This is a genomic window from Nesterenkonia sp. DZ6, assembly GCF_022565835.1.
GTDB lineage: Bacteria > Actinomycetota > Actinomycetes > Actinomycetales > Micrococcaceae > Nesterenkonia.
Window position 1 is genome coordinate 62,116 of record NZ_JAJOYW010000002.1, and the last position, 25,927, is coordinate 88,042.

General features: G+C 68.0%; 25 protein-coding genes and 1 tRNA gene. 7 read left to right on the top strand and 19 right to left on the bottom strand.

Annotated features, from left to right (window positions below):
* Positions 1 to 37 precede the first annotated feature (37 nt).
* The gene (locus LTH93_RS05895) at positions 38 to 649 is read left to right on the top strand and encodes a CbiQ family ECF transporter T component (protein WP_241470402.1); all 612 of its coding nucleotides are present in this window, start codon (positions 38 to 40) and stop codon (positions 647 to 649) included.
* Positions 650 to 838: 189 nt separating this feature from the next.
* Here the strand turns inward: LTH93_RS05895 and LTH93_RS05900 are convergent.
* The 14 genes from LTH93_RS05900 to LTH93_RS05965 form a co-directional block, all read right to left on the bottom strand.
* Positions 839 to 912 (bottom strand) — tRNA-Leu (locus LTH93_RS05900).
* Positions 913 to 971: 59 nt separating this feature from the next.
* On the bottom strand, positions 972 to 2,363 hold the full coding sequence (locus LTH93_RS05905) for an NAD(P)/FAD-dependent oxidoreductase (protein WP_241465164.1): 1,392 nt from the start codon (positions 2,361 to 2,363) through the stop codon (positions 972 to 974).
* Between the two features lie 72 nt (positions 2,364 to 2,435).
* The gene (locus tag LTH93_RS05910; protein WP_241470403.1) at positions 2,436 to 3,893 is read right to left on the bottom strand and encodes a S8 family serine peptidase; all 1,458 of its coding nucleotides are present in this window, start codon (positions 3,891 to 3,893) and stop codon (positions 2,436 to 2,438) included.
* Positions 3,890 to 4,873, bottom strand: a complete 984-nt coding sequence (locus tag LTH93_RS05915) for a Ppx/GppA phosphatase family protein (RefSeq protein ID WP_241470404.1) — start codon at positions 4,871 to 4,873, stop codon at positions 3,890 to 3,892. The genes LTH93_RS05910 and LTH93_RS05915 overlap by 4 nt, the downstream gene beginning before the upstream one ends.
* Positions 4,874 to 4,949: 76 nt before the next feature.
* The gene (locus LTH93_RS05920) at positions 4,950 to 5,600 is read right to left on the bottom strand and encodes a DUF501 domain-containing protein (protein ID WP_241465167.1); all 651 of its coding nucleotides are present in this window, start codon (positions 5,598 to 5,600) and stop codon (positions 4,950 to 4,952) included.
* Between the two features lie 53 nt (positions 5,601 to 5,653).
* Entirely contained in the window at positions 5,654 to 6,223 is a 570-nt protein-coding gene (locus tag LTH93_RS13440) for an FtsB family cell division protein (protein ID WP_241465168.1), read from the bottom strand.
* Positions 6,224 to 6,453: 230 nt separating this feature from the next.
* A complete protein-coding gene (gene eno / locus LTH93_RS05930) occupies positions 6,454 to 7,734 on the bottom strand; it encodes a phosphopyruvate hydratase (protein WP_241465169.1) in 1,281 nt (426 codons plus the stop codon).
* A gap of 109 nt (positions 7,735 to 7,843) precedes the next feature.
* Positions 7,844 to 8,632, bottom strand: coding sequence for a MazG nucleotide pyrophosphohydrolase domain-containing protein (locus tag LTH93_RS05935; RefSeq protein ID WP_241465170.1), 789 nt, complete (start codon positions 8,630 to 8,632; stop codon positions 7,844 to 7,846).
* Between the two features lie 2 nt (positions 8,633 to 8,634).
* The gene (locus LTH93_RS05940) at positions 8,635 to 9,786 is read right to left on the bottom strand and encodes an adenosine deaminase (RefSeq protein ID WP_241465171.1); all 1,152 of its coding nucleotides are present in this window, start codon (positions 9,784 to 9,786) and stop codon (positions 8,635 to 8,637) included.
* A gap of 60 nt (positions 9,787 to 9,846) precedes the next feature.
* Positions 9,847 to 10,596 (bottom strand): DedA family protein, encoded by a 750-nt coding sequence (locus LTH93_RS05945; protein WP_241465172.1) that lies wholly within the window; start codon positions 10,594 to 10,596, stop codon positions 9,847 to 9,849.
* A 10-nt stretch (positions 10,597 to 10,606) separates the two neighbouring features.
* Complete coding sequence (locus LTH93_RS05950; RefSeq protein WP_241465173.1) at positions 10,607 to 11,956, bottom strand: thymidine phosphorylase; 1,350 nt, start codon at positions 11,954 to 11,956, stop codon at positions 10,607 to 10,609.
* Positions 11,953 to 12,417 carry a cytidine deaminase gene (locus LTH93_RS05955; RefSeq protein ID WP_255727359.1) on the bottom strand — a complete coding sequence of 155 codons (465 nt, stop codon included), beginning with the start codon at positions 12,415 to 12,417 and terminating at the stop codon, positions 11,953 to 11,955. The genes LTH93_RS05950 and LTH93_RS05955 overlap by 4 nt, the downstream gene beginning before the upstream one ends.
* A 71-nt stretch (positions 12,418 to 12,488) precedes the next feature.
* Complete coding sequence (locus tag LTH93_RS05960) at positions 12,489 to 13,706, bottom strand: amidohydrolase (protein ID WP_241465559.1); 1,218 nt, start codon at positions 13,704 to 13,706, stop codon at positions 12,489 to 12,491.
* A gap of 19 nt (positions 13,707 to 13,725) precedes the next feature.
* Positions 13,726 to 14,856, bottom strand: a complete 1,131-nt coding sequence (locus tag LTH93_RS05965) for a mannose-1-phosphate guanylyltransferase (protein ID WP_241465174.1) — start codon at positions 14,854 to 14,856, stop codon at positions 13,726 to 13,728.
* Between the two features lie 487 nt (positions 14,857 to 15,343).
* Here LTH93_RS05965 and sdhC point away from each other — a divergent pair, with 487 nt between their 5' ends.
* The 5 genes from sdhC to LTH93_RS05990 all read left to right on the top strand — a co-directional run bounded on the left by sdhC (position 15,344) and on the right by LTH93_RS05990 (position 19,993).
* On the top strand, positions 15,344 to 15,730 hold the full coding sequence (sdhC, locus tag LTH93_RS05970; RefSeq protein WP_342357756.1) for a succinate dehydrogenase, cytochrome b556 subunit: 387 nt from the start codon (positions 15,344 to 15,346) through the stop codon (positions 15,728 to 15,730).
* A gap of 2 nt (positions 15,731 to 15,732) precedes the next feature.
* Positions 15,733 to 16,239, top strand: a complete 507-nt coding sequence (locus LTH93_RS05975) for a succinate dehydrogenase hydrophobic membrane anchor subunit (protein WP_241465175.1) — start codon at positions 15,733 to 15,735, stop codon at positions 16,237 to 16,239.
* 79 nt (positions 16,240 to 16,318) lie between these two features.
* A complete protein-coding gene (gene sdhA / locus LTH93_RS05980) occupies positions 16,319 to 18,106 on the top strand; it encodes a succinate dehydrogenase flavoprotein subunit (RefSeq protein ID WP_241465176.1) in 1,788 nt (595 codons plus the stop codon).
* Positions 18,106 to 18,894 carry a succinate dehydrogenase iron-sulfur subunit gene (locus LTH93_RS05985; protein WP_241465177.1) on the top strand — a complete coding sequence of 263 codons (789 nt, stop codon included), beginning with the start codon at positions 18,106 to 18,108 and terminating at the stop codon, positions 18,892 to 18,894. Before sdhA ends, LTH93_RS05985 begins: the two co-directional genes overlap by 1 nt.
* Positions 18,895 to 18,991: 97 nt before the next feature.
* The gene (locus LTH93_RS05990; protein ID WP_241470405.1) at positions 18,992 to 19,993 is read left to right on the top strand and encodes a hypothetical protein; all 1,002 of its coding nucleotides are present in this window, start codon (positions 18,992 to 18,994) and stop codon (positions 19,991 to 19,993) included.
* Between the two features lie 17 nt (positions 19,994 to 20,010).
* Here the strand turns inward: LTH93_RS05990 and LTH93_RS05995 are convergent, their stop codons facing one another.
* The 4 genes from LTH93_RS05995 to LTH93_RS06010 form a co-directional block, all read right to left on the bottom strand.
* On the bottom strand, positions 20,011 to 21,120 hold the full coding sequence (locus tag LTH93_RS05995; RefSeq protein ID WP_241465179.1) for a YihY/virulence factor BrkB family protein: 1,110 nt from the start codon (positions 21,118 to 21,120) through the stop codon (positions 20,011 to 20,013).
* A gap of 18 nt (positions 21,121 to 21,138) precedes the next feature.
* On the bottom strand, positions 21,139 to 22,146 hold the full coding sequence (gene trpS, locus LTH93_RS06000) for a tryptophan--tRNA ligase (RefSeq protein ID WP_342357815.1): 1,008 nt from the start codon (positions 22,144 to 22,146) through the stop codon (positions 21,139 to 21,141).
* A 137-nt stretch (positions 22,147 to 22,283) separates the two neighbouring features.
* Positions 22,284 to 23,045: an exodeoxyribonuclease III gene (locus tag LTH93_RS06005; RefSeq protein WP_241470663.1), complete on the bottom strand. Its 762-nt coding sequence runs from the start codon at positions 23,043 to 23,045 to the stop codon at positions 22,284 to 22,286.
* A 161-nt stretch (positions 23,046 to 23,206) separates the two neighbouring features.
* A complete protein-coding gene (locus LTH93_RS06010) occupies positions 23,207 to 23,842 on the bottom strand; it encodes a hypothetical protein (protein ID WP_241465180.1) in 636 nt (211 codons plus the stop codon).
* 166 nt (positions 23,843 to 24,008) lie between these two features.
* Here LTH93_RS06010 and LTH93_RS06015 point away from each other — a divergent pair, with 166 nt between their 5' ends.
* Positions 24,009 to 24,350 (top strand): hypothetical protein, encoded by a 342-nt coding sequence (locus tag LTH93_RS06015; protein WP_241465181.1) that lies wholly within the window; start codon positions 24,009 to 24,011, stop codon positions 24,348 to 24,350.
* Here the strand turns inward: LTH93_RS06015 and LTH93_RS06020 are convergent.
* Positions 24,334 to 25,851: an MFS transporter gene (locus tag LTH93_RS06020; protein ID WP_241465182.1), complete on the bottom strand. Its 1,518-nt coding sequence runs from the start codon at positions 25,849 to 25,851 to the stop codon at positions 24,334 to 24,336. The genes LTH93_RS06015 and LTH93_RS06020 overlap by 17 nt on opposite strands.
* Between the last annotated feature and the right edge of the window lie 76 nt (positions 25,852 to 25,927).

Sequence of the window (25,927 nt, forward strand, 5' to 3'; positions counted from 1 at the left end):
CACCGCACGTGAGGACACCGCACGTGATGACGCCGCTGTGGTGATCCCGCTCTACCGCCCGGGCACCTCGTACCTGCACCGGATGCCGGTGGGTGCGAAGTTCCTCGGGATCTTCCTGGCCGCCCTCGCGGCCTCGATCTTTCGCGAGAACCTCGGGGTGCTGCTGGGCATCTGGGCCGTGACACTCCTAGGCTTCCTGTTCTCCGGGATCGGGCTTCGCGGCCTGGTCGCCCAGCTCTGGCGGCTGAAATGGCTGGTGGTGGTGCTGACCATCCCCCAGCTGATCTTCCTGACCCCCGCCGAGGCGGGCTTCAACGTGGCGCGGGTGCTCGCCGTCGTGCTGCTGGCCGCACTGTTCACCCTGACCACGGCGACCTCGGACATCCTCTCCAGCTTCGAGCGGGTCCTGCGACCGTTGGATCCGCTGCTGCTGCGCCTGGGGCTCAGCGCCGAACGGATCTCGCTGGCTCTGTCCTTGACCATCCGCTCGGTGCCGGTGATCCTGTCCTTCTATGCAGACATCCGTGAGGCCCAGCGGGCGCGCGGAATGCGGCCCGCTCCGCGCGCCACGGTGCTTCCGCTGCTGGTGATGAGTCTGCGCCACGCGGAGGAGACCGCCGAGGCTCTGGCGGCGCGCGGGGTGCGCTGAGCCGGGATCCGCCCAGCACGGTTCCCACCGTCGGGCCCTGATCCGCCCCGCCTCAGCCTGGACTGGGTGCGGGTGAGCTGCACGAGGACTTCTCCCGGGATCGACATCACCGGTTTCACGGACCCCTCTGCAGCCGGGCAGCGGGCGCCTGGGCCGGCCACCTGCGCTGGCGCGCGCCGGGATCATCGGTGCCCCCAGTGGGACTCGAACCCACACTGGACCGATTTTAAGTCGGTTGCCTCTGCCGATTGGGCTATGGGGGCAGAAAGCGGACTGTCACTGACAGCCCGCTCTCTAGTTCTGCCTCACGAATGTTCCGAGGTCAGCCCTTGGCCGGCTCCTTGGGCTTGACTCCGCCGGCAGCTTCCTGAAACTGCCGGTACGGGCTCTCGAGATCGCGCACCGGAGTGTAGTCGCGGCCCAGCACGAGCTCGGAGACCCATCCACCGATCACGCGGACCTTGCGCTCCACGGTGGGGATCGCCAGCGCGTGGTAGCCGCGGTGGGCCATCCAGGCGGGGAACCCGTTGATCTTGATCTTCAGCGGGTTGCCGACGCCCTGGAACATGCCCAGTCCGGCGACGGCCCCGAGGGAGTCGTGCTTGTACTCGCTGAGCTGGCCCTGGCCGAAGCTGGCCGCCAGCACGTTCTTCGCGAGCACCTTGGCCTGGCGGGAGGCGTGCTGCGCGTTGGGCACGCAGGTGCCGTCGGGCAGCCCGCCGCCGCTGAGGTCGGGGATCGCGGAGATGTCACCGGCGGTCCAGGCGTTCTGGAGCACCCTGCCGTCTTCGTCGGCGATCTGCAGGGTGGCGGTGCCGGTGACGCGGCCACGCGGGTCCACCGGGAAGCCGGACTTCTTGGCCACGACGTTGGCGGCGACGCCGGCGGTCCAGACCAGGGTGTCGGAGTCGAAGCGGTCGGCCTCGGACTTGTCCTTCATATTGATCAGTCGCATCTCACCGTCCACGACGGAGCCGAGCGAGGTGTTCAGCAGGACCTCGATGCCGCGCCCGCGCAGGTGCTCGACGACGCCGACGGCCTGGTCCTCGGTGACCTCGGGCATGACCCGGCCCATGGCCTCGACCATCACGATGCGCACATCGGTCTGACCGATGCGCGGGTTCACGGCCACTGCGGCCCGGATGATGTCTTCCATCTCCGCGACGGTCTCGATGCCGGCGAAGCCGCCGCCGACCACGGTGAAGGTCAGGGCGCGGGACTTGGCCACTTCGTCAGTCATCACCGAGGCGGACTCGATGCGCTCGAGGATGTGGTTGCGCAGCGTCAGCGCCTCTTCGATGGTCTTCAGACCGATGCCGTGCTCGGCGAGGCCCTCGATCGGGAAGGTCTTCGTGGTCGCGCCGGCGGCCATGATGATGTCCTGGTAGGGCAGCTCGACGGTCTCGCCCTGGGAGAGCTCCACGGTGGCGGTGCGGCCGTCGTGATCCACGGCGCTGACCTTGCCCGTGATGATCTCGGAGTCCTTGAGGTGGCGGCGGTGCGAGACCACCGCGTGGCGGGCCTCGATGTGGCCGCCGACGACCTCGGGGAGGAAGGGCTGGTAGGTCATGTACGGCATGGGGTCGACGACGGTCACGATCCCGCCGGCGGCCTTCACCTTCTTCTGGAGCAGCTGTGCGGTGGTGAGACCGACGTAGCCGCCGCCGACGATGAGGATACGGGGTTTCGCGGAAAGCGTCTGTGGAATAGCCATATGCATCATCCTATACGGTGCTCGATGGTGGGTGGTGAGGTCTGCTCGGGCCGGAGGAGCCGAGTGGATCGCTCAGCTCTGATCGCGGCGACGGGCGCGATGCAGGTGGATCGCGGCCATGCTGAGCACGGCCACCACGAGCAGCGCGGCGGCGCCGACTGCTGCGGGCCCGGCCCAGTCCTGCGCGGTGCCCAGCTGGGCCGCCTCGGGCATGGCCCGGGGCTCACCTTCGGGGCCGGCCACGACCCCGGCGTCCTCGGGGATCTCGTTCGTGTCGGTCTCTTCGACCTCGCCCCGCCGATGGACTCGCACCCATTCGGCCAGCGTCGAAGACTGCGAGGCGTCGAACGCGGGGGCGTCGCCGGCGACCGCCTCGGCCACGTCGAGCACTCCGTGTCCGTACTCAGAGTCCACACCGTCGGCTCCTTCTGAATCCGCGGTGGAGAGCATCCGGTGCTTGACCTCTTGGGCGCTGAGCTCCGGGTGGGCGGCCCAGACGAGTGCGGCGGCTCCGGCGACGATCGGGGAAGCTCCCGAAGTGCCGTTCCACTGGATGTAGCCCCCACCGGGCATGGCGCCGACCAGGGGTTCGGAGGCGGCGGCGATGCCGATGGCGATGCCCTGGGAGGAAGAGTCTGCGCTGATGCTGCGGGCCTGGTCGACCCCGGCCACGGCGAGCACTCCCGGGATGGTGGCGGGCGCGCCCACCGAGAGGTGTCCGGAGGCGCGGTTGCCGGAGGCGGCCACGACGAGCACGTCGTTGTTCTCGGCGTGGAGGAAGGCCTCGTCCCAGGCTTCGGGCCATTCCTGGAAGCCCGAGCCCAGGGACATGTTGATGATGTCGGCGCCGTTGTCCACCGCCCAGATCACGGCCTCGGCGATCTGTTCCTCGGTGCCGCCGCCGTAGGGGTTGGGGTCTTGGAGCAGCAGCGAGACCGAGAGGAGGGACGCTTCGGGGGCGACTCCGACCACGCCGTCGTCGGGATCGTCATCCTGGGTCAGCTCCCGAGGCGCAGTGCGGGTCTGCTCGAACTCCGCGAGAGCGTCGGCGTCGACGTCGTCCTGCCAGTCCTCGCCGTAGATGTCCTCGAGCGAGGCCTCAAAGTCCTCCCACCAGTCTTCCCATTCGTCGTCGTCGAGCTCTTGGATGTCCTCGTCCACCAGTCCGGCGACCGCTGAAGCCTCCGCGGAGGTGCCCCGGCCGACGGCCAGGGACGCCACCAGCGTGCCGTGCTCGGTCGCGACCTGATCCACCGGGGCGCCGCCGTCACCGGCGCCGGACACGTCGGTCCCGCCGACGACCGCGCCGGAGAGGGTGGGGTGGCTGGAGTCCACGCCGGTGTCGATGACGGCGATGGTCTTGCCCTCCCCGCGGGTGGTCTCCCAGGCCTCGGTGATGCCGTAGTCCTCGAGCCAGTACTGCTGGTCGCGCCACTCATCGGCGTGGGCTGCCGGCGCGGCGAGGATCGCGCCGCTCAGACCCAGTCCGGCGGCGAGCCCTGCTCCGAGGGCGCGTGAGCCTGCTGTCATCTCTGGGGCTCCGCTCCCAGCTGTGAATGCTCGCGCGACTGGGAGTGTGCCAGGGACATCGCGATGCCGTCGAGGATGTCGTGCTCGGAGGCGACCGCCGAGATGATCCGCCCGTGGGTGACCTTGTTCAGGTAGTCCAGGATCGTGCCCCAGATCAGCGCGCCGGCGCCGATCACGTCCACCCTGCCGGGGTGCATGATCGGCATCTGGGCGCGGGCGTCCCGGGTGGAGTGGACCAGCTGATCCACCGACTGGTGCAGGGTGTCGAGGTCGATCTCCGCGCCGTGGATCAGGTCAGGTTCGTAGTCCTCGAGCTTCAGCGCGTGCGCGGCCACCGTGGTGACGGTGCCGGCCACCCCGATGACCACCTCTGCCTCGTGCAGCGGCATCACCTCGGAGACGTTCTCCAGGAAGGACAGCGTCTCGAAGCTGGTCATCGAGGTCTCGGTGTCGGTGGGCGGGTCGCTGCGCATATGCCGCTCGGTGAAGCGCACACATCCCATGTCGGTGGAGATGGCGTGCTCGACCCCGGCGGAGGTGCCGAGCACGAATTCGGTGGATCCGCCGCCGAGATCCACGACCAGGATCTTGCGCTCGGCGTCCCAGTCCAGGACTGAGGCGGCGCCGGCGAAGGACAGTCCTGCCTCCTCGCTGCCACGGATGACCTCGGGCTCCACACCGAGCCGGTGTTTGACCCCGGCGATGAACACATCGCGGTTGGCCACGTCCCGGGACGCCGAGGTGGCGACGAAGCGCACGGCCTCGACGTGGTGCCTGCGGATGAGTGCGCCGTAGCGGTCCACCGCGGCGAAAGTCCGATCCAACGCTCCGGCCGAGAACTCGCCGGTCTCGTCCACGCCCTCGCCCAGGCGGACGACGGTCATCTGTCGCACCACATCGTTGACCCGGCCGCTGTCTTCGACATCGGCGATCAGCAGCCGGATGGAGTTGGTTCCGCAGTCGATGGCAGCAACTCTCATGGGGGTGTCCTTCTCCTCGCCGGTGTTCGTGAGCGGGCGACGGGCTGGCCGTCCCGCGGGGGTCCTTGCCAGCACTCTATGCGGTCTCTTCGGGGTCCTGCGAGACGGGGCCCTCGGCGTCCGCGTTCTCCTGCCGGGCGAACCCCTGGTTCTTGCGGCGCACGTGACGACTGAGATCACGCTGCGGAACCGCGGCGTCGTGGTCCCAGGATGCGGCGCAGATGCAGGTCTGCGGGGTGAACTCGTCGGCGATGCGTTCCAGCGTCTCATCGCCGAGCGGGTTGATGCCTGGTCCGACCGCAAGCGAGTGCCCGACGAGCACGTGCAGGCACTTGACCCGATCGGGCATCCCCCCGGCACTGACGCCCTCGATCTCCCAGACCGGGTCAAGCCCGGCGACGCCGCGGATCCGTTCGCGCTCGGCGAGGTAGTTCTCGTGGGCTCTCCGATGGGCCGCGGCGAGCTCGGCGTCGGTGGTGAGCCGTCGGCTCATCTCGGCCATGAGACCTGCGGCCTCCAGCCGAGAGACGGCTGCGGTCGCGGCGGGGTGGGTGAGGTAGAAGGTGGTCGGGAAGGGAATCCCGTTGCTCAGCCGTGGCGCCGTGGCTGCCACCAGGGGGTTTCCGCAGGCGCAGCGGGCTGGGATCTCGACGACGTCGCGCACTGGCCTGCTCAGCTGCAGGCTCAGGGTGTCCAGATCGCTGGGGTGCGGGGTAGTCGAGTTCACGGGAGCCGAGTTTACTCCACTGCTGCGGCCAGCCGGCCCCGTGTGCTGTCGGATCAGTCTTCGGCGGCGGAGCGGACCAGGGAGTCCCAGAGCGCCTCGGCCCAGGGGAGGTCGTGGCGGACCTCGCTGGAGTCCAGCGGCTGGATCTCCTCGGTGTTCCCCTCGGGATCACCCATGACCTGGTAGCGGCGCTCCCCCGGCATGACCAGGTTGATCCGTTCGCGGGCCTGCTGGCGGACGAAGTCTGGATCGTCCCAGCGCACCAGCTCCGACTGCAGCTGCGCCTGCTCCTCCTGCTCAGCGGCGATCTGAGACTGAAGCTCGTTGATCTCCGAGCGCTGCTGGAAGAAGCTGTTCACGGTGGGGACCAGGAAGGAGATGACGACCAGGACCACGATGCTCAGCAGGATCATCCGGCCGGGGAAGGTCCGTTCGGGGACCGTCGTGGCGGCACTGACCGGGGTCTTCGCCGATCCGGAAGGGCTGGAGCTGCGCGTCTTGCGCCGGGCGGTGATGTCGGCGGGAGTCCGGATCTCGCCGGAGACCTGCTCGCGCTCGGCCAGCCGACGAGCCTGGGCCGCGCGCGCTTTGACCTCCGCTGAAGAAGCACGTCTGCTCGGCACGAGATGTCACCGCCTTGAGGGGGAAGAGGGGAAGTAGGGGTGGCCTCTGAGGATATCTGCCGCGAGCCCCGCGGCTCGGATCTGACACGCGACGAGGCCGAGCGTGAGCAGAAGCTTCACCGCCGGAACAGGAGGGGGCGCCAGGCAGCTCGGCCTCTGGTCGCGACCAGGACCGGTGAGCCTGACACCCCGTCCCGCCGGCGTTCATGTACGCCGGGGAGCTGCCGAGACTACGCGGTGAAGCGCGGGAACACAGAGGCTCCGGCGTAGCGCGCGGCGTCGCCGAGCTCTTCTTCGATGCGGAGCAGCTGGTTGTACTTGGCCACGCGCTCGGACCGAGCCGGTGCGCCGGTCTTGATCTGGCCCGAGTTGGTGGCCACCGCGATGTCCGCGATGGTGGTGTCCTCGGTCTCGCCGGAGCGGTGGGAGATCATCGTGGTGTAGCGGCTGCGCTGGGCCAGCGCGACCGCGTCGAGGGTCTCGGTGAGCGATCCGATCTGGTTGACCTTGACCAGCAGCGAGTTCGCCGTGTCGGCGGCGATGCCCTTGGCCAGGCGGTCCGGGTTGGTGACGAAGAGGTCGTCGCCGACCAGCTGAACCTTGTCCCCGATCTGCTCGGTCAGGTTCTTCCAGCCGGCCCAGTCATCCTCGTCCAGCGGGTCCTCGATGGAGATCAGCGGGTACGCATCGACGAGCTCGCCGTAGTAGGCGCTCATCTGCTCGGGAGTCTTGGACTCGCCCTCGAAGGTGTAGACCCCGTCGGCGTAGAACTCGCTGGCTGCCACGTCCAGGGCCAGGGCGATGTCCTTGCCCGGGGTGTAGTTGGCGCGCTTGATGGCCTCGGTGATCAGATCCAGTGCCGCCCGGTTGGAGGGGAGGTCCGGCGCGAAGCCGCCCTCGTCGCCCAGCCCGGTGGCCAGGCCCTTCTCCTTGAGCAGGGCCTTCAGCGAGTGGTAGACCTCCACGCCGGCGCGCAGCGCCTCGGAGAAGGTGGCCGCACCGATGGGGGCGATCATGAACTCCTGGATGTCGACGTTGGAGTCCGCGTGGGAGCCGCCGTTGAGGATGTTCATCATCGGCACGGGCAGCAGGTGCGCGTTGGGGCCGCCGAGGTACTTGTACAGCGGCAGGTCCGAGGCGTCGGCGGCGGCCTTGGCCACGGCCAGGGAGACACCGAGGATCGCGTTGGCGCCCAGCGAGTTCTTGTTCTCGGTGCCGTCGAGGTCGAGCAGGATCTGGTCGATGATGCGCTGCTCGGTGGCGTCCTGTCCTTCCAGGGCGGCGGCGATGACGTCGTTGACTGCGCCCACGGCGCCGGTGACGCCCTTGCCGAGGTACCGGTCCTTGTCACCGTCGCGACGTTCCGCGGCTTCGAAGGCGCCGGTGGAGGCGCCGGAGGGGACTGCGGCCTGGCCGAAGCTGCCGTCCTCGAGGAGGACATCGACCTCCACGGTCGGGTTGCCTCGCGAGTCGAGGATTTCGCGGCCGTACACACTGACGATGAGAGACATATTCTTCTCGGCTCCTTGTTGTTCATTCGGTGGGAAACTTTTCGGGTGTGCCGAGCGCGCCCTTGCGCCGGTGCATCGACGAGCTGTTCAGCGCTCCTGCTGATCAGGCTCAGGTCATGCGGTTCAGGTGGCGGCGCAGCGCCCGCTCCGGGTCCTGCCCGTTCCCGCGTGCGGTGCGCACCACAGCAAAGAGTAGTTCACCGAGCTCCTCCTCGTCAGCCGCCGCCAACGTGGCCGATTCAGTGTTGGGGAGATGTTCACCGCGCTCCCGGCCGAGCCGGTCGATGACCTTGGCGGCCTTCGCGAGCGCTGGCAGGTGAGCCGGAAGCGAGCCGACGACGCCGGCCAGGTGTGTGCCGCCGCCGTCGTCGGCTGCGTTCACGGCCGTTCCGTTTCCAGCCGTTCCGAGCTCAGCCGTTCCGATCTCAGCCGCTGCGTTGTCAGCGGCCTTCTCCTCGGCCTTGATCCGGGTCCAGGCGGCCTCCACCTGCTCGATGGTCGCGTTTGCATCCACGGCCAGGCGGCCCTCTGCGGTGAAGACATGCGGGCTGCGGCGCACCAGCTTCGCGGTGATGGCCTGGGCCACCCCGTCGAGGTCGAAGCTGCCGCGCTCCTGGGCCAGCTGGGCGTGCAGGGCGACCTGGAAGAGCAGATCCCCCATCTCCTTGCGCAGCCCCTCGTCAAGGCTGCCGGCCTCGATCTCTTCGAGCACCTCGTAGGCCTCTTCGACGAGGTATTCGGTGAGATCGCCGTGAGTCAGCTGAGAGGTCCAGGGGCAGTGCTCGCGCAGCCGCGCGATGACCCAGCGCAGCATCGCGATCTGGTCATTGCCCGCGGGATCAACCCTGGTCAGACCGGAGTGGGACGGACCAGCGCTGACCTGTTGGCCGCGGCTCATCTTCACTGCCAGGCTTCGAGGATCATCCCTGCCAGGGCCTCGCGCTCCTCATGACCGAGGAACGAGGACTCCAGCGCGTTGACCTGGAAGTCGGCGAGCTCACCGAGGCCGTAGTCGAAGGTGCTGGCGATCAGCGCGAGCTCTCCGGAGAGGGTCACCCCGGAGACCAGTCGGTTGTCGGTGTTGACGCCGACGTTGAAGCCCAGCTGGTAGAGCATGTCGAAGGGGTGGTCGCTGAGTTCCGGCGGCTGGCCCTGGGCGAATCCGGCGATCGCGCCGGTCTGCACGTTCGAGGTGGGGCTGACCTCGAGGTGGATCTGGCGGTCGCGGACCCAGCGGGCCACGGGGCCGAGCTCCACCTGGAAGACCTCTTCCCCGGCCTCGGAGTCCACATCGCCCTCGATGACGCTGATGTCCTCGGCGACGCGGACGCCGTGGCCCAGGCGCTGGGCGCGGCCGGAGACCAGCGCGTCGCGGACGGATTCGATGCCGTCGCCCTCACCGGCGTGGACCGTGGTGGGGAACATCTCGGTGGCGAGCCGGGTGAAGGCATCGGCGAAGCGGCTCGGCGGGAAGCCGGCCTCGGGTCCGGCGATGTCGAAGCCGACGACGCCCTTGTCCCGGTGGCGCAGCGCGACCTCGACGATCTCATCGGCACGGTCGGACTGCCGCATGGCGGAGACCAGCTGGCCGACGACGATGACGCCGTCCTGCTCCGCGACGGTCTCCATGCCCTGGTTCAGTCCTTCCTGGACGGCCTCGACGGCCTCGTCCAGGCTCAGGCCCTGCTCCTGATGCTGCTCAGGCGCCCAGCGAACCTCGGAGTAGATGATCCCGTCGGCGGCGAGGTCCTCGACGTATTCCTTGGCGACCCGGCGCAGGTTCTGCGGGGTCTGCATCACGGCGGTGGTGTGCGCGAAGGCCTCCAGGTACTTCTCCAGGGATCCGGAGTTCGCGTTCTGCCGGAAGCGCTCGGCGAGCTCCTCGGAGTCCTGGCTGGGAAGTTCGTGGCCGATCTCCGCGGCAAGCTCGATCAGGGTCTCTGGGCGGAGCGAGCCGTCCAGGTGATCGTGCAGGGAGACCTTGGGCAGATTGCGCAGCTGCTCTTCGAGCTTTGCGGCGGCGGTGCGGACATCAGCAGCAGTAGAAGTCATAGGAGCGAGTCTATCCAGGACCGGGAAGGAAGTCGCCCGAGGTCGTCGAGCCCGCGCACCTCAGCGCGTGGGGTGTTCGTGATCTCCGTCCTGGTCTGCGTCATGATCTCCGCGGTCGCGGTGCAGCCGCAGCGGGGGCTCCACGGGCAGCGCCGCGGTGTCCAGATACCCCTTCGGGTCGATGTGCACGCCCCTGCGGTCCAGCCACGAGGCGAAGAGCCTGAAGAGCCGGTCGAAGATCCAGCCCAGCAGCACCGCCCCGGTGATCGAGACGGTCATCGCCACCAGGACCGAGTCGAAGATGTTCGCGCTGATCGCGCCGATCCCCACCGAGTACGAGGCCCAGACGAGCGAGGCGAACGCGTCGATCACCAGGAACCGGCGGATGGAGAACCCGGTGGTGCCGGCGACGAAGTTGATCGCCACTCGAGCTCCGGGGATGAACCGTCCCACGAAGATCAGCAGCACCCCGCGCTTGTCCAGCTCATGACGAGCCCAGATCAGCGTGCGCTGAGGCGCGGGTCGGCGCATCCAGCCGAAGCGCATCGGGCCGATCGCCCGGCCGATCCGGTAGGCGATGAAGTCCCCGAGCAGCGCCCCGGAGGCGGCGACCAGGACCACCCAGAGCAGGAACGGAGTGCCCGGCTCTCCCGAGAGCGACCCCAGGCCGACCACCAGCGAGTCCGAGGGCACGATCGGGAAGAACCCATCGACCATGCAGAGCACGAAGAGGCCCACCAAGGTCCACCATCCGGAGGCCGCCTCCAGGATGGTCTGGTTGATGGCGTCAAGGATCTGCCCGGGACTCATCCGCGTGGCCTCAGTCGGTCAGGTCTGCCGCGCTGATGCGGTCAAAGACCAGATCAGGAGTCTCATGCGGGCCGCCCTCGACGTCGACGTCCACGGCGCGCTCCAACGACTGCTGCGCCCGGGTGATCCGGTGCTCATCATCGGTGAGCAGGGTGAACAGGGGCTGACCTGCGGTGATGAAGTCACCCGGTTTGGCGTGCATGCGCACCCCGGCTCCGGCCTGCACGGAGTCCTGCTTCCGCGCCCGCCCGGCGCCGAGCCGCCAGGCGGCGAGCCCCACAGCCATGGCGTCCATCCGGGTCACGGTGCCGGAGACCCCGGCGCTGATCGTATGGCTGTGCACCGCCTGCGGCAGGGCCGCATCCGGGTTCCCGCGCTGCGCGGCGATCATGCGACGCCAGGAGTCCATCGCGCGTCCGTTGCGCAGGTTCTCGGCCGGGTCGACTCCGCTGATGCCCACGGCGGTGAGCATCTCAGCCGCCAGCGCCACGGTGAGCTCGACGACGTCGGCCGGCCCACCTCCGGCGAGGACCTCAACCGACTCCTGGACCTCGATGGCGTTGCCCGCGGTGAGTCCCAGCGGGGTGTCCATATCGGTGAGCAGCGCCGAGGTCTTCACACCGGCGTCGGTGCCCAGGGCGACCATGGTGCGGGCCAGCTCCGCGGCGTCGGCCCGGGACTTCATGAAGGCGCCGGAACCTGCCTTCACATCCAGGACCAGCGCGTCGGTGCCCTCGGCGATCTTCTTGGACATGATCGAGGAGGCGATCAGCGGGATCGCCTCCACCGTGCCGGTGACGTCACGCAGCGCGTAGAGCTTCTTGTCCGCCGGGGCCAGCCCGGGGCCGGCCGCGCAGATCACGGCGTTGACCTCATCGAGCTGGCGCAGCAGGGCGTCATTGCTCAGATCCGCCTGCCAGCCTTCAACGGCTTCAAGCTTGTCCAGGGTGCCGCCGGTATGGCCGAGTCCACGGCCGGAGAGCTGCGGGACGGGCACGCCGAAGCTCGCGACGAGCGGTGCCAGTGGGAGGGTGATCTTGTCTCCGACTCCCCCGGTGGAGTGCTTGTCTGCGGTGAGCCGGCGCCCGCCCTCGGGCGTGCGCAGGGAGGAGAAGTCCATCCGCTCGCCCGAGGCGATCATCGCCGCGGTCCAGTGACCGATCTCCTCCCGGGTCATCCCGTTGAGCAGGATCGCCATCGCCAGTGCAGCCATCTGCTCGTCGCCGACGAACCCGTCGGTGTAGGCGGCGATCAGCCATCGGATCTGCTCCTGGGAGAGTCGTCCGTGGTCTCGCTTGATCCGGATCAGCTCGACGGCGTCGTGGGCCGAGCGGTCATAGGTCGCACCGGCAGCGGTCATCGCTTCTCCAAGTCGTTGATCTCAAGATCGCGGGGGCCGAAGGCTTCCGGCAGCAGGGCGGCCAGGGTGGTGGCGCCCCGGGCGGTGCGCACGTGCATGGTGGGGGCGGAGAACTCCAGCAGCAGCTGCCGGCAGCGGCCGCAGGGGGTGATGTACTCGCCCTGCCGATTCACGCAGGTGAACGCGACGATCTTGCCTCCGCCGGCCATCTGCAGCGCCCCGATCATGGTGCACTCCGCGCAGAGGGTGAGCCCATAGGAGGCGTTCTCCACGTTGCACCCGGAGATGATCGATCCATCCTCGAGCAGCGCGGCGGCGCCGACCGGATAGTCCGAGTAGGGCACGTAGGCCCGGGTCATCGCGATCCTGGCCTGGGTGGTGAGGCGCTCCCAGTCGGCGTCGTGGTCCGGAACGGGGATCCGTGCGATCCGTCCGGTCAGAAAGTCATCGTCCTGAGTCATAGGGGCCATCCTACGAGGCCACCCGCATGCGCGAGTGCCAATGTCGCAGGCGCAGGCGAGTCGGGAGGAGGCTAGTCCCGGCGGAGCTCGTTGATCGCGCTGAGCGCCGTGGTGACCATGATCTTGGTGCCGTAGCCGATGCATCGCTCGTCCGGGACGTAGTCGCCGCGGTGCAGATCGAAGTCGATGCCGCCCGGGGTCTTCGTCCCGAGCCGGAACATCGCCCCGGGAAGCTCCTGGGTCATCCAGGCGAAGTCCTCCCCGCCCATGGACTGCGGGGCCAGCTCCAGTCCCTCGGAGCCCAGCACCTCGCGGCCGGCGTGCTCCAGCAGTGTGGTCTCGCGCTCATTGTTGATCACCGGAGGCACGCCGCGGATGTGCTCCAGCTCCACGTCCACCCCCCAGGGGGCGGCGACCTGCTCGACGATCTCATCGAGGAGCTTGCCGGCGTCGCGCCAGGCCTCGGCGTCGAGGATCCGCATGGTCCCGACCAGGGTGCCGCTGGAGGGGATCGCGTTGTGCGCGCTGCCGGCCTCGATCTGGCCCCAGACCAGCGAGACCGCGGAGCGCACGTCCACGCGGCGGGAGAGCACGGCGGGGACGGTGGAGGCGATGTGCGCCAGGGCGGAGACCATGTCCTCGGTCAGGTGGGGCCGGGAGGTGTGACCCCCGCGGCCGGTGACGTTGATCCGGACCACGTCGGCAGCGGAGGTGATCGCGCCGATGCGGGTCCCGATCATGCCGACCTCGATGCGCGGGTCGCAGTGCAGCGCGAAGATCCGGGGCAGCGGTTCCAGCACGCCTTGGCGCACCATCTCCAGAGCACCTCCGGGCATGGTCTCTTCGGCGGGCTGGAAGATGACGCGGACCTTGGCGCCCAGACCCGCCGGGTCGCCGTCGGTGATCCGGTGCTGGTGCAGCTGCTGCAGGCTCAGCGCGACGCCGAGTGCGACGGTGGTGTGGATGTCGTGGCCGCAGGCGTGGGTGACGCCCGGGTGGGTGGAGGCGAAGGGCAGGTCGGTGAGCTCGCCGACCGGCAGCGCGTCGATGTCCCCGCGGAATCCGGCAGCGAACTCGCCGGCGCCGACGTCCACGTAGAGCCCGGTGGTCTCTGGCATCAGCTCCGGCTCCAGCCCGACGGCGCGCAGCGCGGCGGCGAGCTTCTCCGTGGTGCGCTCTTCCTTCCAGGACAGCTCGGGATGGGCGTGCAGGTCCCGACGCATCGCGACCAGCGTCGCTTCGAGATCATCGACGACCTCGGCGGCCGAGGCGTGGGCGGCTTTGAGCATCACCGTGCGGCGAGCAGGCTCAGAGGACATCGGATTCTCCCTGCGCTCTGAGCGCCTCCACGGCCTGCTTGACCGACTGCGCGTGGTCGGTGGTGGTCACCAGCAGCGCGTCGGGGGTGTCCACCACGACGATGTTCTCGACTCCGATCAGGGCCACCACGCGCTGGGTGTCAGAGACGACGACGCCGGAGGACTGGTCCGAGTAGACCCGGGCCTTCTCCCCCAGCACGGTCATCGACTCCTGCTCCCGTGCCGGGTTCAGCCGGGCGATGGCGGCGAAGTCACCGACGTCGTCCCAGGTGAAGTTCCCGGGGATCACGGCGACATCGCCGGCGGCCGCGGCGGGCTCGGCCACGGCGTAGTCGATGGCGATCTTGGGAAGCTCGGGCCAGACCCGCGCGGTGACCTCGGTCTGCTGCGGTGTTCCCCAGGCGGCGGCGATCTCGATGAGGCCCGCGTAGAGCGTCGGCTCCGCCCGAGCGAGGTGGTCCAGCAGCAGCGCAACCGGGGCCACGAACATCCCGGCGTTCCACAGGTACTCTCCGGAGTCGACATACTTCTCGGCGAGCTCCTGGCCGGGCTTCTCGACGAACTCCGCGACGTCCCGGGCGTTCGGGGCGTCCTGGATCGGGGCGCCGTCGACCTTCAGAGCGGCGCCGCGGCGGATATAGCCGAAGCCGGTGGAGGGGTGGGTGGGGGCGATGCCGATGGTGACGATCTTGCCTGTCGCAGCGGTGGCCACGGCCTCGCGCACAGCCTCCTGGAAGATCTCCACCGGGGCGATGACCTGGTCGGCGGCGAAGGAGCCCATGATGATCTCGGGGTCACGCAGGTGCAGGATGGCCGCGGCCAGCCCGATGGCGGCGGCGGAGTCCTTGGGCTCGGATTCGAGCACGAGGTCGTTCTCATCGAGCTCGGGGATCTGCACCCGCACGGCTTCACGGTGTGACTCTCCGGTGACCACCATCACGCGCCTGCCGGTCAGCGGCGCGAGCCGCTCGTAGGTCCCGCGGATCAGCGTGGTGCCCGAGCCGGTGAGGTCGTGGAGGAATTTCGGGGCGCTGGCCCGCGAGAGCGGCCACAGTCGCGTGCCCACTCCGCCCGCGGGGATCACCGTGTAGAACTTGTCCAAAGCTGCCTGTGAAGTCACCTCCCCAGGGTAGACCCATCGGCCGCTCAGCCAGGCCAGCCGCGCAGCGGGTGCGCGGTCGGGTGCGCGTCGGGTGCGCCTCGGGGACGCACCGGCCCGCCCGCGGAGCCTGCGAGAGAAGCTGCGCGGGGAGCCGCGAGACGAGCTGCGAGACGGCATGCGGTCAGGGCGACGAGACTCGCGTCCGCTGGCCTGAGAGCTCATTTCGGAATTGCGTCCTCACATTGCGGCTTTTCTACACGTTGTAGAAGTCATTTGGATCGGACTGTCATTTCGCCTCCGAGCCTGGATCAGGTGTGCGCCGAGCCGCGCAACAAAGCCTCCTGGAGCGCACCACGAGCCGCATCGGCTGCCGCGGTGCTCTAGTCTGGTAACTGACAACAGACTCGCGCCGGCGTCACGGTTTCCGCACCGCCGCAGCGAAGAACATACGTACGTAACTGTGCGGCGCGGAACGCCATGCAACGATGCAGGGAGGTAATGACAGGTGACGCAGACAAAGGGCACCCTCTATAAAGGCCGGGAAGGTATGTGGTCCTGGGTAGGACACCGGATCACGGGTGTCGGGATCTTCTTCTTCCTCCTGGTCCACGTACTCGACACGTCTCTCGTGCGAGTATCGCCAGAGGCCTACGACGCGGTGATCGGCGCGTATAAGAACCCGATCATGATCGTCGGTGAGATCGGCCTCGTCGGCGCGATCGTCTTCCACGCTTTCAACGGTCTGCGGATCATCCTGGTCGACTTCTGGTCCCAGGGCACCCGCTACCACCGCCAGATGCTGTGGACCGTGATGGGCCTCTGGGTCATCACGATGATCGGATTCACCGTCCGCCACTTGATGCTGTTCTTCGAAGGCTGGGGAGGGTTCTGAAAATGACCACCACTAAATCTGACGCCCTCCTGCCCGCCCAGGGCATCGAGGCTCCCCGCTCCGGGCGGATCGACCCCAAGTACCTGCGCAGCGGGTCCTCGAAGTCCGGCAGCTTCGAGATGGCCGCTTGGGTCTTCATGCGCGTCTCCGGCGCCGCTCTCGTGGTGTTGATCTTCGTCCACCTTGCAGTGAACCTGCTGGTCGGCGAGGGCATCCACCAGATCGACTTCGGCTTCGTCGCGGGCAAGTGGGCAAACCCGGTCTGGCAGTTCTGGGACCTGGCCATGCTCTGGCTGGCGATGCTCCATGGCGGCAACGGCATGCGCACCATCATCAATGACTATGCCGAGAAGGACTCCACGCGGATGTGGCTGAAGTCCATCCTCTACCTCTCGGTGATCGTCATCATCGTGCTGGGCACCATGGTCATCTTCACCTTCGAGCCCTGCCTGCTCGACAACTCCGGCCAGCTCCTCGAGTCGTCACCCTCCTTCTGCCAGAACGTCTGATGCCGACCGGGTCCACCCCGGTGCGCACCTCTGCGCGTTCTCATGCTTCCGAACACCAAGAAAAGAGAGCCACAAGCTGATGCAGGTTCACAAGTACGACGTCGTCATCGTCGGCGCCGGCGGCGCCGGAATGCGCGCGGCCATCGAGTCCGGCCAGCGCGCCCACACTGCCGTGCTGACCAAGCTCTACCCCACCCGGTCCCACACCGGCGCGGCACAGGGCGGCATGTGCGCCGCACTGGCCAACGTCGAAGAGGACAACTGGGAGTGGCACACCTTTGACACCGTCAAGGGCGGGGACTATCTGGTGGACCAGGATGCAGCCGAGGTCATGGCCAAAGAGGCCATCGACGCCGTGCTCGACCTGGAGAAGATGGGCCTGCCCTTCAACCGCACCCCCGAGGGCAAGATCGACCAGCGCCGCTTCGGCGGGCACACCCGCGACCACGGCAAAGCCGCCGTGCGCCGCGCCTGCTACGCCGCTGACCGCACCGGTCACATGATCCTGCAGACGCTGTATCAGAACTGCGTGAAGCACAACGTCGAGTTCTACAACGAGTACTACGTGCTCGATCTGCTCACCGTGGACGAAGAGGTGACCCGTGAAGACGGCACCACCTACACGCAGAAGAAGACGGCCGGCGTCGTCTCCTATGATCTGGCCAACGGTGAGATCCACGTCTTCCAGGCCAAGTCCGTGGTCTTTGCCACCGGCGGTCTGGGCAAGATCTTCAAGACCACCTCCAACGCGCACACGCTGACCGCCGACGGCATGGCCCTGGCCTACCGTGCAGGCATCCCGCTGGAGGACATGGAGTTCGTGCAGTTCCACCCGACCGGCCTCGCCGGGCTGGGGATCCTGCTCTCCGAAGCCGCTCGCGGCGAGGGAGGCATCCTGCGCAACTCCGAGGGTGAGCGCTTCATGGAGCGCTACGCCCCCACGATCAAGGACCTCGCTCCGCGTGACATCGTCGCCCGGTCGATGGCCAACGAGGTGCGTGAAGGCCGCGGCGCCGGTCCGAACAAGGACTACGTGCTGCTGGACCTGACCCACCTGGAGCCGGCGCACATCGATGCGAAGCTTCCCGACATCACCGAGTTCGCCCGCACCTACCTCGGCGTGGAGCCCTACACCGAGCCGGTGCCGGTCTTCCCGACCTGCCACTACGCCATGGGCGGTGTGCCCACCACGGTGAAGTCTGAGGTCCTGCAGGACAACGACACCATCGTGCCCGGCCTCTTCGCCGCCGGCGAGGTCGCCTGCGTCTCGGTGCATGGCTCCAACCGCCTGGGCACCAACTCGCTGCTGGACATCAACGTGTTCGGCAAGCGCGCCGGCCTGGCCGCCGCCGAGTACGCCGCCACCGCTGAGTTCGTGGAGCTGCCGGAGAACCCGACGGCGTTCACCGAGAACCAGCTCAACGCGATGCGTGCCAGCACCGGCGGAGAGCGCGTCTCCACCCTGCGCTCGGAGCTGCAGGAGACCATGGACGCGAACATGCAGGTGTTCCGCTCCGAGGACACCATCAAGGAAGCCCTCGCAGTCATCGCTGACCTGCGCGAACGCTATAAGGGCGTGCAGATCCAGGACAAGGGCAAGCGATTCAACCTCGACCTGCTCGAGGCCGTGGAGCTCGGCTTCCTGCTGGACATGGCCGAGGTCATGACCGTGGCAGCCCTGCACCGCAAGGAATCCCGCGGCGGACACTACCGCGAGGACTTCCCGGAGCGTGATGACGAGAACTTCATGCTCCACTCGATGATGTACCTGGATACCGAGTCCTCGACTGAGGGCACGCACGGGATCCGCGCCGACACCAAGCCGGTCGTCTTCACCCGTTACGAGCCGATGGAGCGTAAGTACTGATGAGCACCCCCACCACAGAAGCCGCAGAGCCCGCTTCCAAGATCGACCTGGCCCAGAGCACCGGCGGCGGGGAGGTCCCCAGCTTTGACGTGACTCTGCAGGTGCGCCGCTATGACCCGGAGTTCTCCGACGACGCCCGCTGGGACGAATGGACGATCACCATGTACGGCACCGACCGTGTGCTGGACGCCCTGCACAAGGTCAAGTGGGAGATCGACGGATCCCTGACGTTCCGCCGGTCCTGCGCCCACGGCGTCTGCGGCTCCGATGCCATGCGCATCAACGGTCGCAACCGGCTGGCCTGCAAGGTGCTGCTCAAGGACCTGGACACCTCCAAGCCGATCCTGGTCGAGCCGATCAAGGGTCTGCCCGTGGAGAAGGACCTGATCGTGGACATGGAGCCCTTCTTCCAGTCCTACCGCGAGATCATGCCCTTCATGGTGAACAACTCCCCGGCCCCGACCGGCGAGCGGATCCAGTCCCCGGAGGAGCGCGAGCGCTTCGACGACACCACCAAGTGCATCCTCTGCGCCGCCTGCACCTCCTCCTGCCCGGTCTTCTGGACCGATGGTCAGTACTTCGGTCCGGCGGCCATCGTCAACGCACACCGGTTCATCTTCGACTCCCGCGACGACGCCGGCGACATGCGCCTGGAGGTCCTCAACGACAAAGAGGGCGTGTGGCGCTGCCGCACCACCTTCAACTGCACCGACGCCTGCCCCCGCGGCATCGAGGTCACCAAGGCCATCCAAGAGGTCAAGCGTGCGGTGCTGACCCGCAGCATGTAGTACCCGCTCATCAAGAGGTGGGGTGGCGGGCGCGGTCGATGCGCCCTTCGCCCCACCTCTTTTTACATCCCCCTCCCGGAACCGGTTAGGTGAGCTCATGGACAGATACGACGAGGCCGCCCGACATCTGATCGATGTCGGAGTGGGCCGGACGAACTTCACGAACATCGTCGTGGCCGCGGAGGCCCTGGACCGTGGCATCACCGTGCGCAGGGCCACCAGCAGCAGCCGGATGGTGCTGGAGCACCAGGGGCGCATGCGCACCTGGGCCGGCGGAAGCACGAACCACAACGATGACCTGCTCAAGAAGATCGCCTCCTACAAGGACGTGGCCAGCCGTCTCTTCCGCGACCTCAAGATCAGCGCCCCGGAGAACGCGGTCTTCGGCGTCTCGGAGTCTGCGCGCGCCTGGGCCTGGGCGTCGCCCTTCACCAGGAGCGTGATCAAGCCGCACAACGGTCGGCAGGGCCAGAACGTCCACGCCGGCATCGCGACCGAGGAAGAGTTTCACACGGCCTTCCACCGGGTCGCCGCAGCGAGCAGCCAGATCCTGGTGGAGGAGTTCTACACCGGAGTGGAGCACCGCTGCCTGGTGGTCGAGGGCAGCCTGGTGGCGGCGACCCAGCGCCGGCCCGCAAGCGTGCTCGGCGACGGGCGCACCAGCATCAGCGACCTGGTCAGGGCGAAGAACCGCGACCGCGGCCCGATCCACAAGGACCTGGTCATCGACGCCGTCGCGCGCGAGTACCTGGACCGCCACGGCTACCGGCCCGACACGGTCCCGAGGGCGGCGGAGCGCGTCTACCTGAGAAGCACCTCTAACCTGCATACGGGAGGAGACGCGGTCGACGCCACGGACGAGATTCGCGACGAGGAGCGTGAACTCGTGGAGCGCGCGGCGCGGGCTCTGCGCGGACTCCGCATCGTCGGATTCGACGTGCTGCTGCCCCGCGGTGACGGCGACGTCCACGCAGCCTCGGTGCTCGAGATCAACGCCAGCCCGATGGTCTCGATGCACCACTTCCCCTGGTCAGGTGAGCCCCGGGACGCGGCTCGCCACGTGGTCGATTCGCTCTTCCCGCGCACCGTCCGGCGCTGAAGCACCCCTGCGCCGCCTCAGCGGGCGGCCGCGACGGGTCCGAGACGGCGGCTGCGGGCATCGGTGGCCAGCGCCGCCCAGGACGCGCAGAGCAGGTAGATCAGACTGAGCAGGAAGAAGTAGATGAAGAAGCCCAGCACTGTGGCGAAGGATGACACGATCAGGTTTCCGCCTTCGACCCCGCTGAGCAGGAACGTGGAGAGCTGGCGCAGCATCGAGGAGCCGACGGCGGCGAGCAGCGCCGCCCGCCAGAGCACCGAGACCGGCATCACCACTCGTGAGGCCACGCGGAAGATCAGGATCGCGACCAGCACGTCGAGGATCAGCGGCACGGCCAGTGTGATCACGGTGCCGACCAGTCCTTGAAGCACGTTCAGGTTCCAGCCCAGCACCCGCTCGCTGAACTCCAGCACCGATTCTGAGATCAGGCTGGTGGCTGTGGCGGCCAACAGCATCGTGCCCAGCAGCAGCATCACCCCGAGGTCCCGAGACTTGACCACCAGCACGTTCTCATCCATGAGCGGACGGTCGAAGATGCTTCGGATCCCGGAACGCAGCCCGTTGATCCAGCTCAGCGAGGCCACCATAGCCACCAGCAGCGAGACCACCAGGGTGAGGCCGAAGCCCCCGGTGTCGAAGAGCTGTTCCTGCGTGGCAAGCCCGTCTTCGCCGATCAGCCCGGGCAACGCATCATTGGTCAGATCCACGATCGTGTTCTGCAGCTCCTTGTTCCCGCCGATGACGAGGCCCGCCACGGAGAACCCGGCCACCAGCGCGGCCGAGACGGAGAAGAACATCATGTACGCCGCACCGGCGGCCATCACCGTTCCGTAGTGGAACAGGAAGAGGTTCAGGATCCGCATCCCGCGGGTGGTGTCGAGTCGGGTGAGCCCCCAGAACACGGTCGGCCCGAACATGGATGCGCGGCCGCGACCCTCCCTGCGGGCGTGGCCCCGGGCGCGTCGGGCCTTGACCTCTCGACGCCGCAGAGCCTCGAGGTCCAGCGGGTTGACCATCCCCGAGACCTCCTCGCGATCATTCATCGCCTTCGCGGCGGCTCGCGCGTGTCCGGCGATCAGACCGTGCCCGCCGGTCCGTGGTCGCAGCCTGGAGGGGTCCTCGTTCACCGCAGGCTCACTGTCGGCTCACTGCGGGCTCGCCGGGAGGAAGCCGACCTTGTCGTACACCTCGGCGAGGGTCTCCCCCGCCACGGCCCGCGCCTTCGCGGCGCCGGTGGCCAGCAGCGCGTCGAGCTGCGCCGGATCTTCGAGCAGCTCCTCGGTGCGGTCACGGATCGGGCCGAGCTTCGCCACGACCACCTCGGCCAGCTCTACCTTCAGATGGCCGTACATCCGGCCCTGATACTCCTCGACGATCTCAAGCACCGGGCGGTCGGTGAGCGCGGAATAGATGCTCAACAGATTCGAGACCCCCGGCTTCTCGGCCTGGTCGAAACGGATCTCGGTGCCGTCGTCGGTCACTGCTGACTTGATCTTCTTCGCGATCTGCTTGTCGGTGTCCATGAGGTTCAGCAGCCCGGCGGGCGAGGCGGCGGACTTGGACATCTTCGCAGTGGGATTCTGCAGGTCATAGATCCGCGCCCCGGCGTCCGGGATCAGCGGCTCCGGCACCCGGAAGGTCTCCCCATAGCGGTGGTTGAAGCGCTGGGCCAGGTTCCGCGAGAGCTCCACATGCTGCTTCTGGTCCTGCCCGACCGGCACCCCGTGGGGCTGGTAGAGCAGGATGTCTGCCGCCTGCAGCATCGGGTAGGTGAAGAGCCCGACGCCGGCCGCGTCGGCACCCTCTCTGGCCGACTTGTCCTTGAACTGGGTCATCCGCGCGGCCTCCCCCATTCCGGTCAGGCAGGTCATGATCCAGCCCAGCTGGGCGTGTTCGGGAACATGGGACTGCACGAAGACCGTGGAGCGCTCGACGTCGAGGCCCCCGGCGATGTACTGGGCCGCGGTCCGGCGCACCCGGGTGCGCAGCTCGGCCGGGTCCTGGTGCACGGTGATCGCGTGCATGTCCGGGATGAAGAAGAAGGCGTCGTAGCGCTCCTGCATCTTCACCCAGTTGACCAGCGCTCCCAGATAGTTTCCCAGGTGCAGGGAGTCAGCCGAGGGCTGCATCCCGGAGAGTACGCGCTCAGTCACAGCAGTTCCTTCGTGTCGTCGGGAAGAGTGTCGTGCCGCAGAGTGTCGGGTCACGAGTCAGGCTAGCGGCTTGTCCGCCGCAATGCGGGAAGCGGGCTCACCGTGGCCGGAAGAGCCCTGGATCGTGCAGCCCGGCGTCAGGGCAGCTTGTAGTCCACCACCAGCGGGGCATGGTCGGACCAGCGCAGCGAGTAGTCCTGCGCCCGGTCGACCTGCAGGTTGCCGGCCAGCTCGGCGAGGCCCGGGGTGGCCATGTGGTAATCGATCCGCCATCCGGTGTCGTTGTCGAAGGCCTTCCCGCGGTAGGACCACCAGGTGTAGGGCCCCTCGACCTCGCCGGCCAGGGAACGGGCGACGTCGCAGAAGCCGAGCTCACCGAAATAGGCATCGAAGTAGGCGCGCTCCTCGGGCAGGAAGCCGGAGTTCTTCACGTTGCCCTTCCAGTTCCTGATGTCCAGCTCACGGTGGCCCACGTTGAGGTCTCCCATCACCAGCAGGTGATCGGTGCGCTGGGCCAGCTTCGGCAGGTACTCGGTCATGTACTGCAGGAACCGCATCTTGTGCTCCTGCTTGGTGGTGCCCACCTCGCCGGAGTGCACGTAGACGCTGACCACGGTCAGCGTGGAGCCGTCGCCGAGCTCATAGTCGGCTTCGATCCAGCGGCCGTCGTCCTCGGGATGCCCCTCGCCGATGCCGTTGCGGGTGGCGATCGGTGCGTTGCGCGAGATGATCGCGACGCCGGCCCGACCCTTGTCGGCGGCCTCATATTCGTGGACGTGCCAGGTCTCCCCCAGGGGCTCGGTCATGTCGGTGACGAGTTTGGTGAGGATCTCCTCGTCGGCCCGGACCTCTTGGAGCGCGAGGATGTCGATCTCGCGCTCTGCCAGCCATTCACCCATGCCCTTGCGGTGCGCCGCGCGGATCCCGTTGACGTTGACCGAGGCGATCCGGGTCTGCTGGTCGGGCTTGGGATCGACGATGCGGTGCGGGTGCTCACCGAAGTCTGGTGCTTCTGCGGAAGTCGCTGCGCCGTTGGAAGTCTCGGTCACGTCGGGTCCTTTCAGTTGACGATCTCGCCGGTGATGGGCCGGTCGTCGTCGTTGTTGCGGTTCTTCGCGCGGCGTGCGTCGCCTTCGCGATGCTGACTGGACCCGCCGCGGTGATCCTGCCCGGTGTCGCCTGCGCCGCGGCCGACGTGTTCGGAGAGCATGTCTCGGCCGTTGCCGGCGGTCATCTCGATGGTGTCCAGCGCCCGGTCCACCATCGCCAGGTCAGCCTCGCCACCCTTGGCGAGCTCCTGGGTGATGACCCGCTTCTGCACCTGGACGATCTTGAAGGAGTGATCGAGCTTCAGGTTCCGCGCGTGGGTGTCCTCGTCGACCACGGCGGTGCCGCCGAGCGTGTCGGCACGGCGGGAGGCCGCGTCGGCGCGCGCCGAGTCCAGCGTCTGGCCGAACTTCTTGGCTCCGGTGCGCACCGAGATCACCAGCACGGTGGCCAGAAGCAGCCAGCCTCCGGCGATGACGGCGATGATCCAGCCGATCACGTCGTTCTGGTTCGCGGCGAAGACCAGCGCCACCAGCAGCACGGTGATCATCACCGCGAAGCTGATGCCGGAGGTGCGCCGGCCGAAGTTTTTGAGGGTTTCTTGCGCGCCAGATGCGCCGCCTGTGGGCAGTGACTGCTGAGAACTCATGCGCCTGATTATCCCTGCGATCACGGCGTCATGGCGAATCGCCCTCGTCCTGGCACAGGTTTCCTGCCGCAGACCGGGTGAAACCTGATCATCCGAGCGTCGCTCACGTCTGAAATGATGGTCAGGAACGTCGCCCAGAGCTGTCCCAACGATCCAGGAGGACCTGATGGCCGCACAACCCGAGACTTCCCGCCCCGCGGATGCACCCGAGCGCACCACATACATGCGCCGCTACGCGCTGGACCCGGCGCTGGCGCAGGAGTTCGTCAGCTTCCTGACCAAGAAGGTCATTCCGGCGCGGGAGGAGCGCGGGTTCACGGTGGAGTCGATCTGGCTCTCCGACGGCATGGACGAGCTGACCTGGTTCGTCAGCCGCTTCGGTGATCGTGAGGAGTTCGCGCAGGCGGAGCAGGCCTGGGAGGACTCCCCCGAGCGCGCCGAGATCTTCGCGGGCGCCCCGGCCTATGTGACCGGCAAGGATCTGCGCCCGGTCACCCGCCTGCGCTGACCGGGTTCTCCAGCGCCTGCCGGGCCCGCCGGGCGGCGAAGAGCGCAGCCGCCACCGAGGTCAGCATCAGTCCGGCGATCACCAGGGAGCTGGTGACGATTGCTGACTGGTGGCCCTGCTCGGCGCTGACCGAGAAGTAGACGCCGGTGACCACCGCGATGCCGATCGCGGTGGACACCCGCTGCGCCGTCTGCGCCACGCCCCCGGCGGCTCCCGCCATGGACTCTGGAACCTCCCGCATCGAGAGCGTCTGTGCACTGGGGATGATCAGCGCCTGGGAGAGCCCGACGACCGCCAGCGCTGCCCCGATCAGCCACAGCGACCCGTAGGGGGTCACCATCAGTGCGGCGGCGCCCGCCAGTGAGAGCATCGCGACGACGCCGGAGATGGTCCCGCTGACCAGCATGCGGGGGCCCTTGCGGTCCACCGCCTGGCCCACCCGCGAGGAGAGCAGCATGACCATCACGGCGCTGGGCAGCGTGACCAGCCCGGCGATCAGCGCACCCTCCCCGCGGCCCTGCTGCACGTAGACCGCGACCACCGCCCAGGTGGCCGGCATGCCCGCGAAGTACAGGCCCAGCACCAGCGAGTTCAGCGTGTAGCTGGGCAGGGTGAACAGCGACAGATTGACCATCGGGGCTGCTGCGTCGCGGCGGCCGAGCCTGCGCTCCCAGAGCGCCCACAGCACCAGCACGCCGAGGCCGGCCACGGCCAGAAGCCCGCCGAGCAGGCTGCGGAACGCGATGAAGGGCAGCATCAGCAGCAGCACCGCGATGCTGAGCAGCACCACTCCTAGCGGGTCCAGCCGTGCGATGCCTCGGGCGGCCGACACGGGGCTGGCGGCCCCCGGCGCGGCGGGCCCAGGTCGCTCGGCAGGATCGGGGAGATCAGCGGGGCTGAGCGCCTCGGCGTCGTCCAGGGTCTTCGGGAGCCAGCGCACGATGGCGATCAGCGCGATGACGGTGACCGGGACGTTGATCAGGAAGGTCATCCGCCAGCCGAGGTCTGACCCGGTGGTGTCGATGATCAGTCCGCCCAGCGCGGGCCCCGCAGCTACTGCGACCCCGATGATGGTGCCCATCATCCCGTAGGCCCGCCCGCGCGCGGGTCCGGTGAAGAGACGTTGGATCATCCCGATGATCTGCGGGGTCAGGATGCCGGCTGCGAACCCCATGAAGACCCGGGCAAGGTTGAGCACCAGCGGGTTCATCGCCAGCGCGGCGCCCAGGGAGGCGGCCCCGAAGAGCACCACGCCGAACATGAAGAGGCCGCGTCGGCCCCAGATGTCTCCCGCGCGGCCTGCAGGGACCAGCGCCATGCCGAAGGCCAGCGCGTAGCCGGAGAGCACCCACTGCAGATCCGCCGAGGTGGCGCTGAGGCTCTCCTCGATGGCGGGCAGGGCGACGTTGACGATGCTGATGCTCAGCAGCGCCGCGAAGAGCGGCAGGAACATCGCCGTCATCATGCGGCGCGAGCTGCCCATGGCAGAGGTCTGATTCACCCGTTCACCCTATCGCCGCAACACTCTCGCGACTCGCCCTCGAGGTGTCCCGTGACATGCCCGCTGACGCAGAGCG

Excerpts from the sequence above, each read along its gene's own strand:
- LTH93_RS05905 (WP_241465164.1), bottom strand. The coding sequence starts at position 2,363 with ATGGCTATTCCACAGACGCTTTCCGCGAAACCCCGTATCCTCATCGTC.
- LTH93_RS05910 (WP_241470403.1), bottom strand. The coding sequence starts at position 3,893 with ATGACAGCAGGCTCACGCGCCCTCGGAGCAGGGCTCGCCGCCGGACTG.
- LTH93_RS05915 (WP_241470404.1), bottom strand. The coding sequence starts at position 4,873 with ATGAGAGTTGCTGCCATCGACTGCGGAACCAACTCCATCCGGCTGCTG.
- eno (WP_241465169.1), bottom strand. The coding sequence starts at position 7,734 with ATGTCTCTCATCGTCAGTGTGTACGGCCGCGAAATCCTCGACTCGCGA.
- LTH93_RS05935 (WP_241465170.1), bottom strand. The coding sequence starts at position 8,632 with ATGAGCCGCGGCCAACAGGTCAGCGCTGGTCCGTCCCACTCCGGTCTG.
- LTH93_RS05940 (WP_241465171.1), bottom strand. The coding sequence starts at position 9,786 with ATGACTTCTACTGCTGCTGATGTCCGCACCGCCGCCGCAAAGCTCGAA.
- LTH93_RS05945 (WP_241465172.1), bottom strand. The coding sequence starts at position 10,596 with ATGAGTCCCGGGCAGATCCTTGACGCCATCAACCAGACCATCCTGGAG.
- LTH93_RS05950 (WP_241465173.1), bottom strand. The coding sequence starts at position 11,956 with ATGACCGCTGCCGGTGCGACCTATGACCGCTCGGCCCACGACGCCGTC.
- LTH93_RS05955 (WP_255727359.1), bottom strand. The coding sequence starts at position 12,417 with ATGACTCAGGACGATGACTTTCTGACCGGACGGATCGCACGGATCCCC.
- LTH93_RS05960 (WP_241465559.1), bottom strand. The coding sequence starts at position 13,706 with ATGCTCAAAGCCGCCCACGCCTCGGCCGCCGAGGTCGTCGATGATCTC.
- LTH93_RS05975 (WP_241465175.1), top strand. The coding sequence starts at position 15,733 with ATGACCACCACTAAATCTGACGCCCTCCTGCCCGCCCAGGGCATCGAG.
- sdhA (WP_241465176.1), top strand. The coding sequence starts at position 16,319 with ATGCAGGTTCACAAGTACGACGTCGTCATCGTCGGCGCCGGCGGCGCC.
- LTH93_RS05985 (WP_241465177.1), top strand. The coding sequence starts at position 18,106 with ATGAGCACCCCCACCACAGAAGCCGCAGAGCCCGCTTCCAAGATCGAC.
- LTH93_RS05990 (WP_241470405.1), top strand. The coding sequence starts at position 18,992 with ATGGACAGATACGACGAGGCCGCCCGACATCTGATCGATGTCGGAGTG.
- LTH93_RS06005 (WP_241470663.1), bottom strand. The coding sequence starts at position 23,045 with ATGGGTGAATGGCTGGCAGAGCGCGAGATCGACATCCTCGCGCTCCAA.
- LTH93_RS06010 (WP_241465180.1), bottom strand. The coding sequence starts at position 23,842 with ATGAGTTCTCAGCAGTCACTGCCCACAGGCGGCGCATCTGGCGCGCAA.
- LTH93_RS06015 (WP_241465181.1), top strand. The coding sequence starts at position 24,009 with ATGGCCGCACAACCCGAGACTTCCCGCCCCGCGGATGCACCCGAGCGC.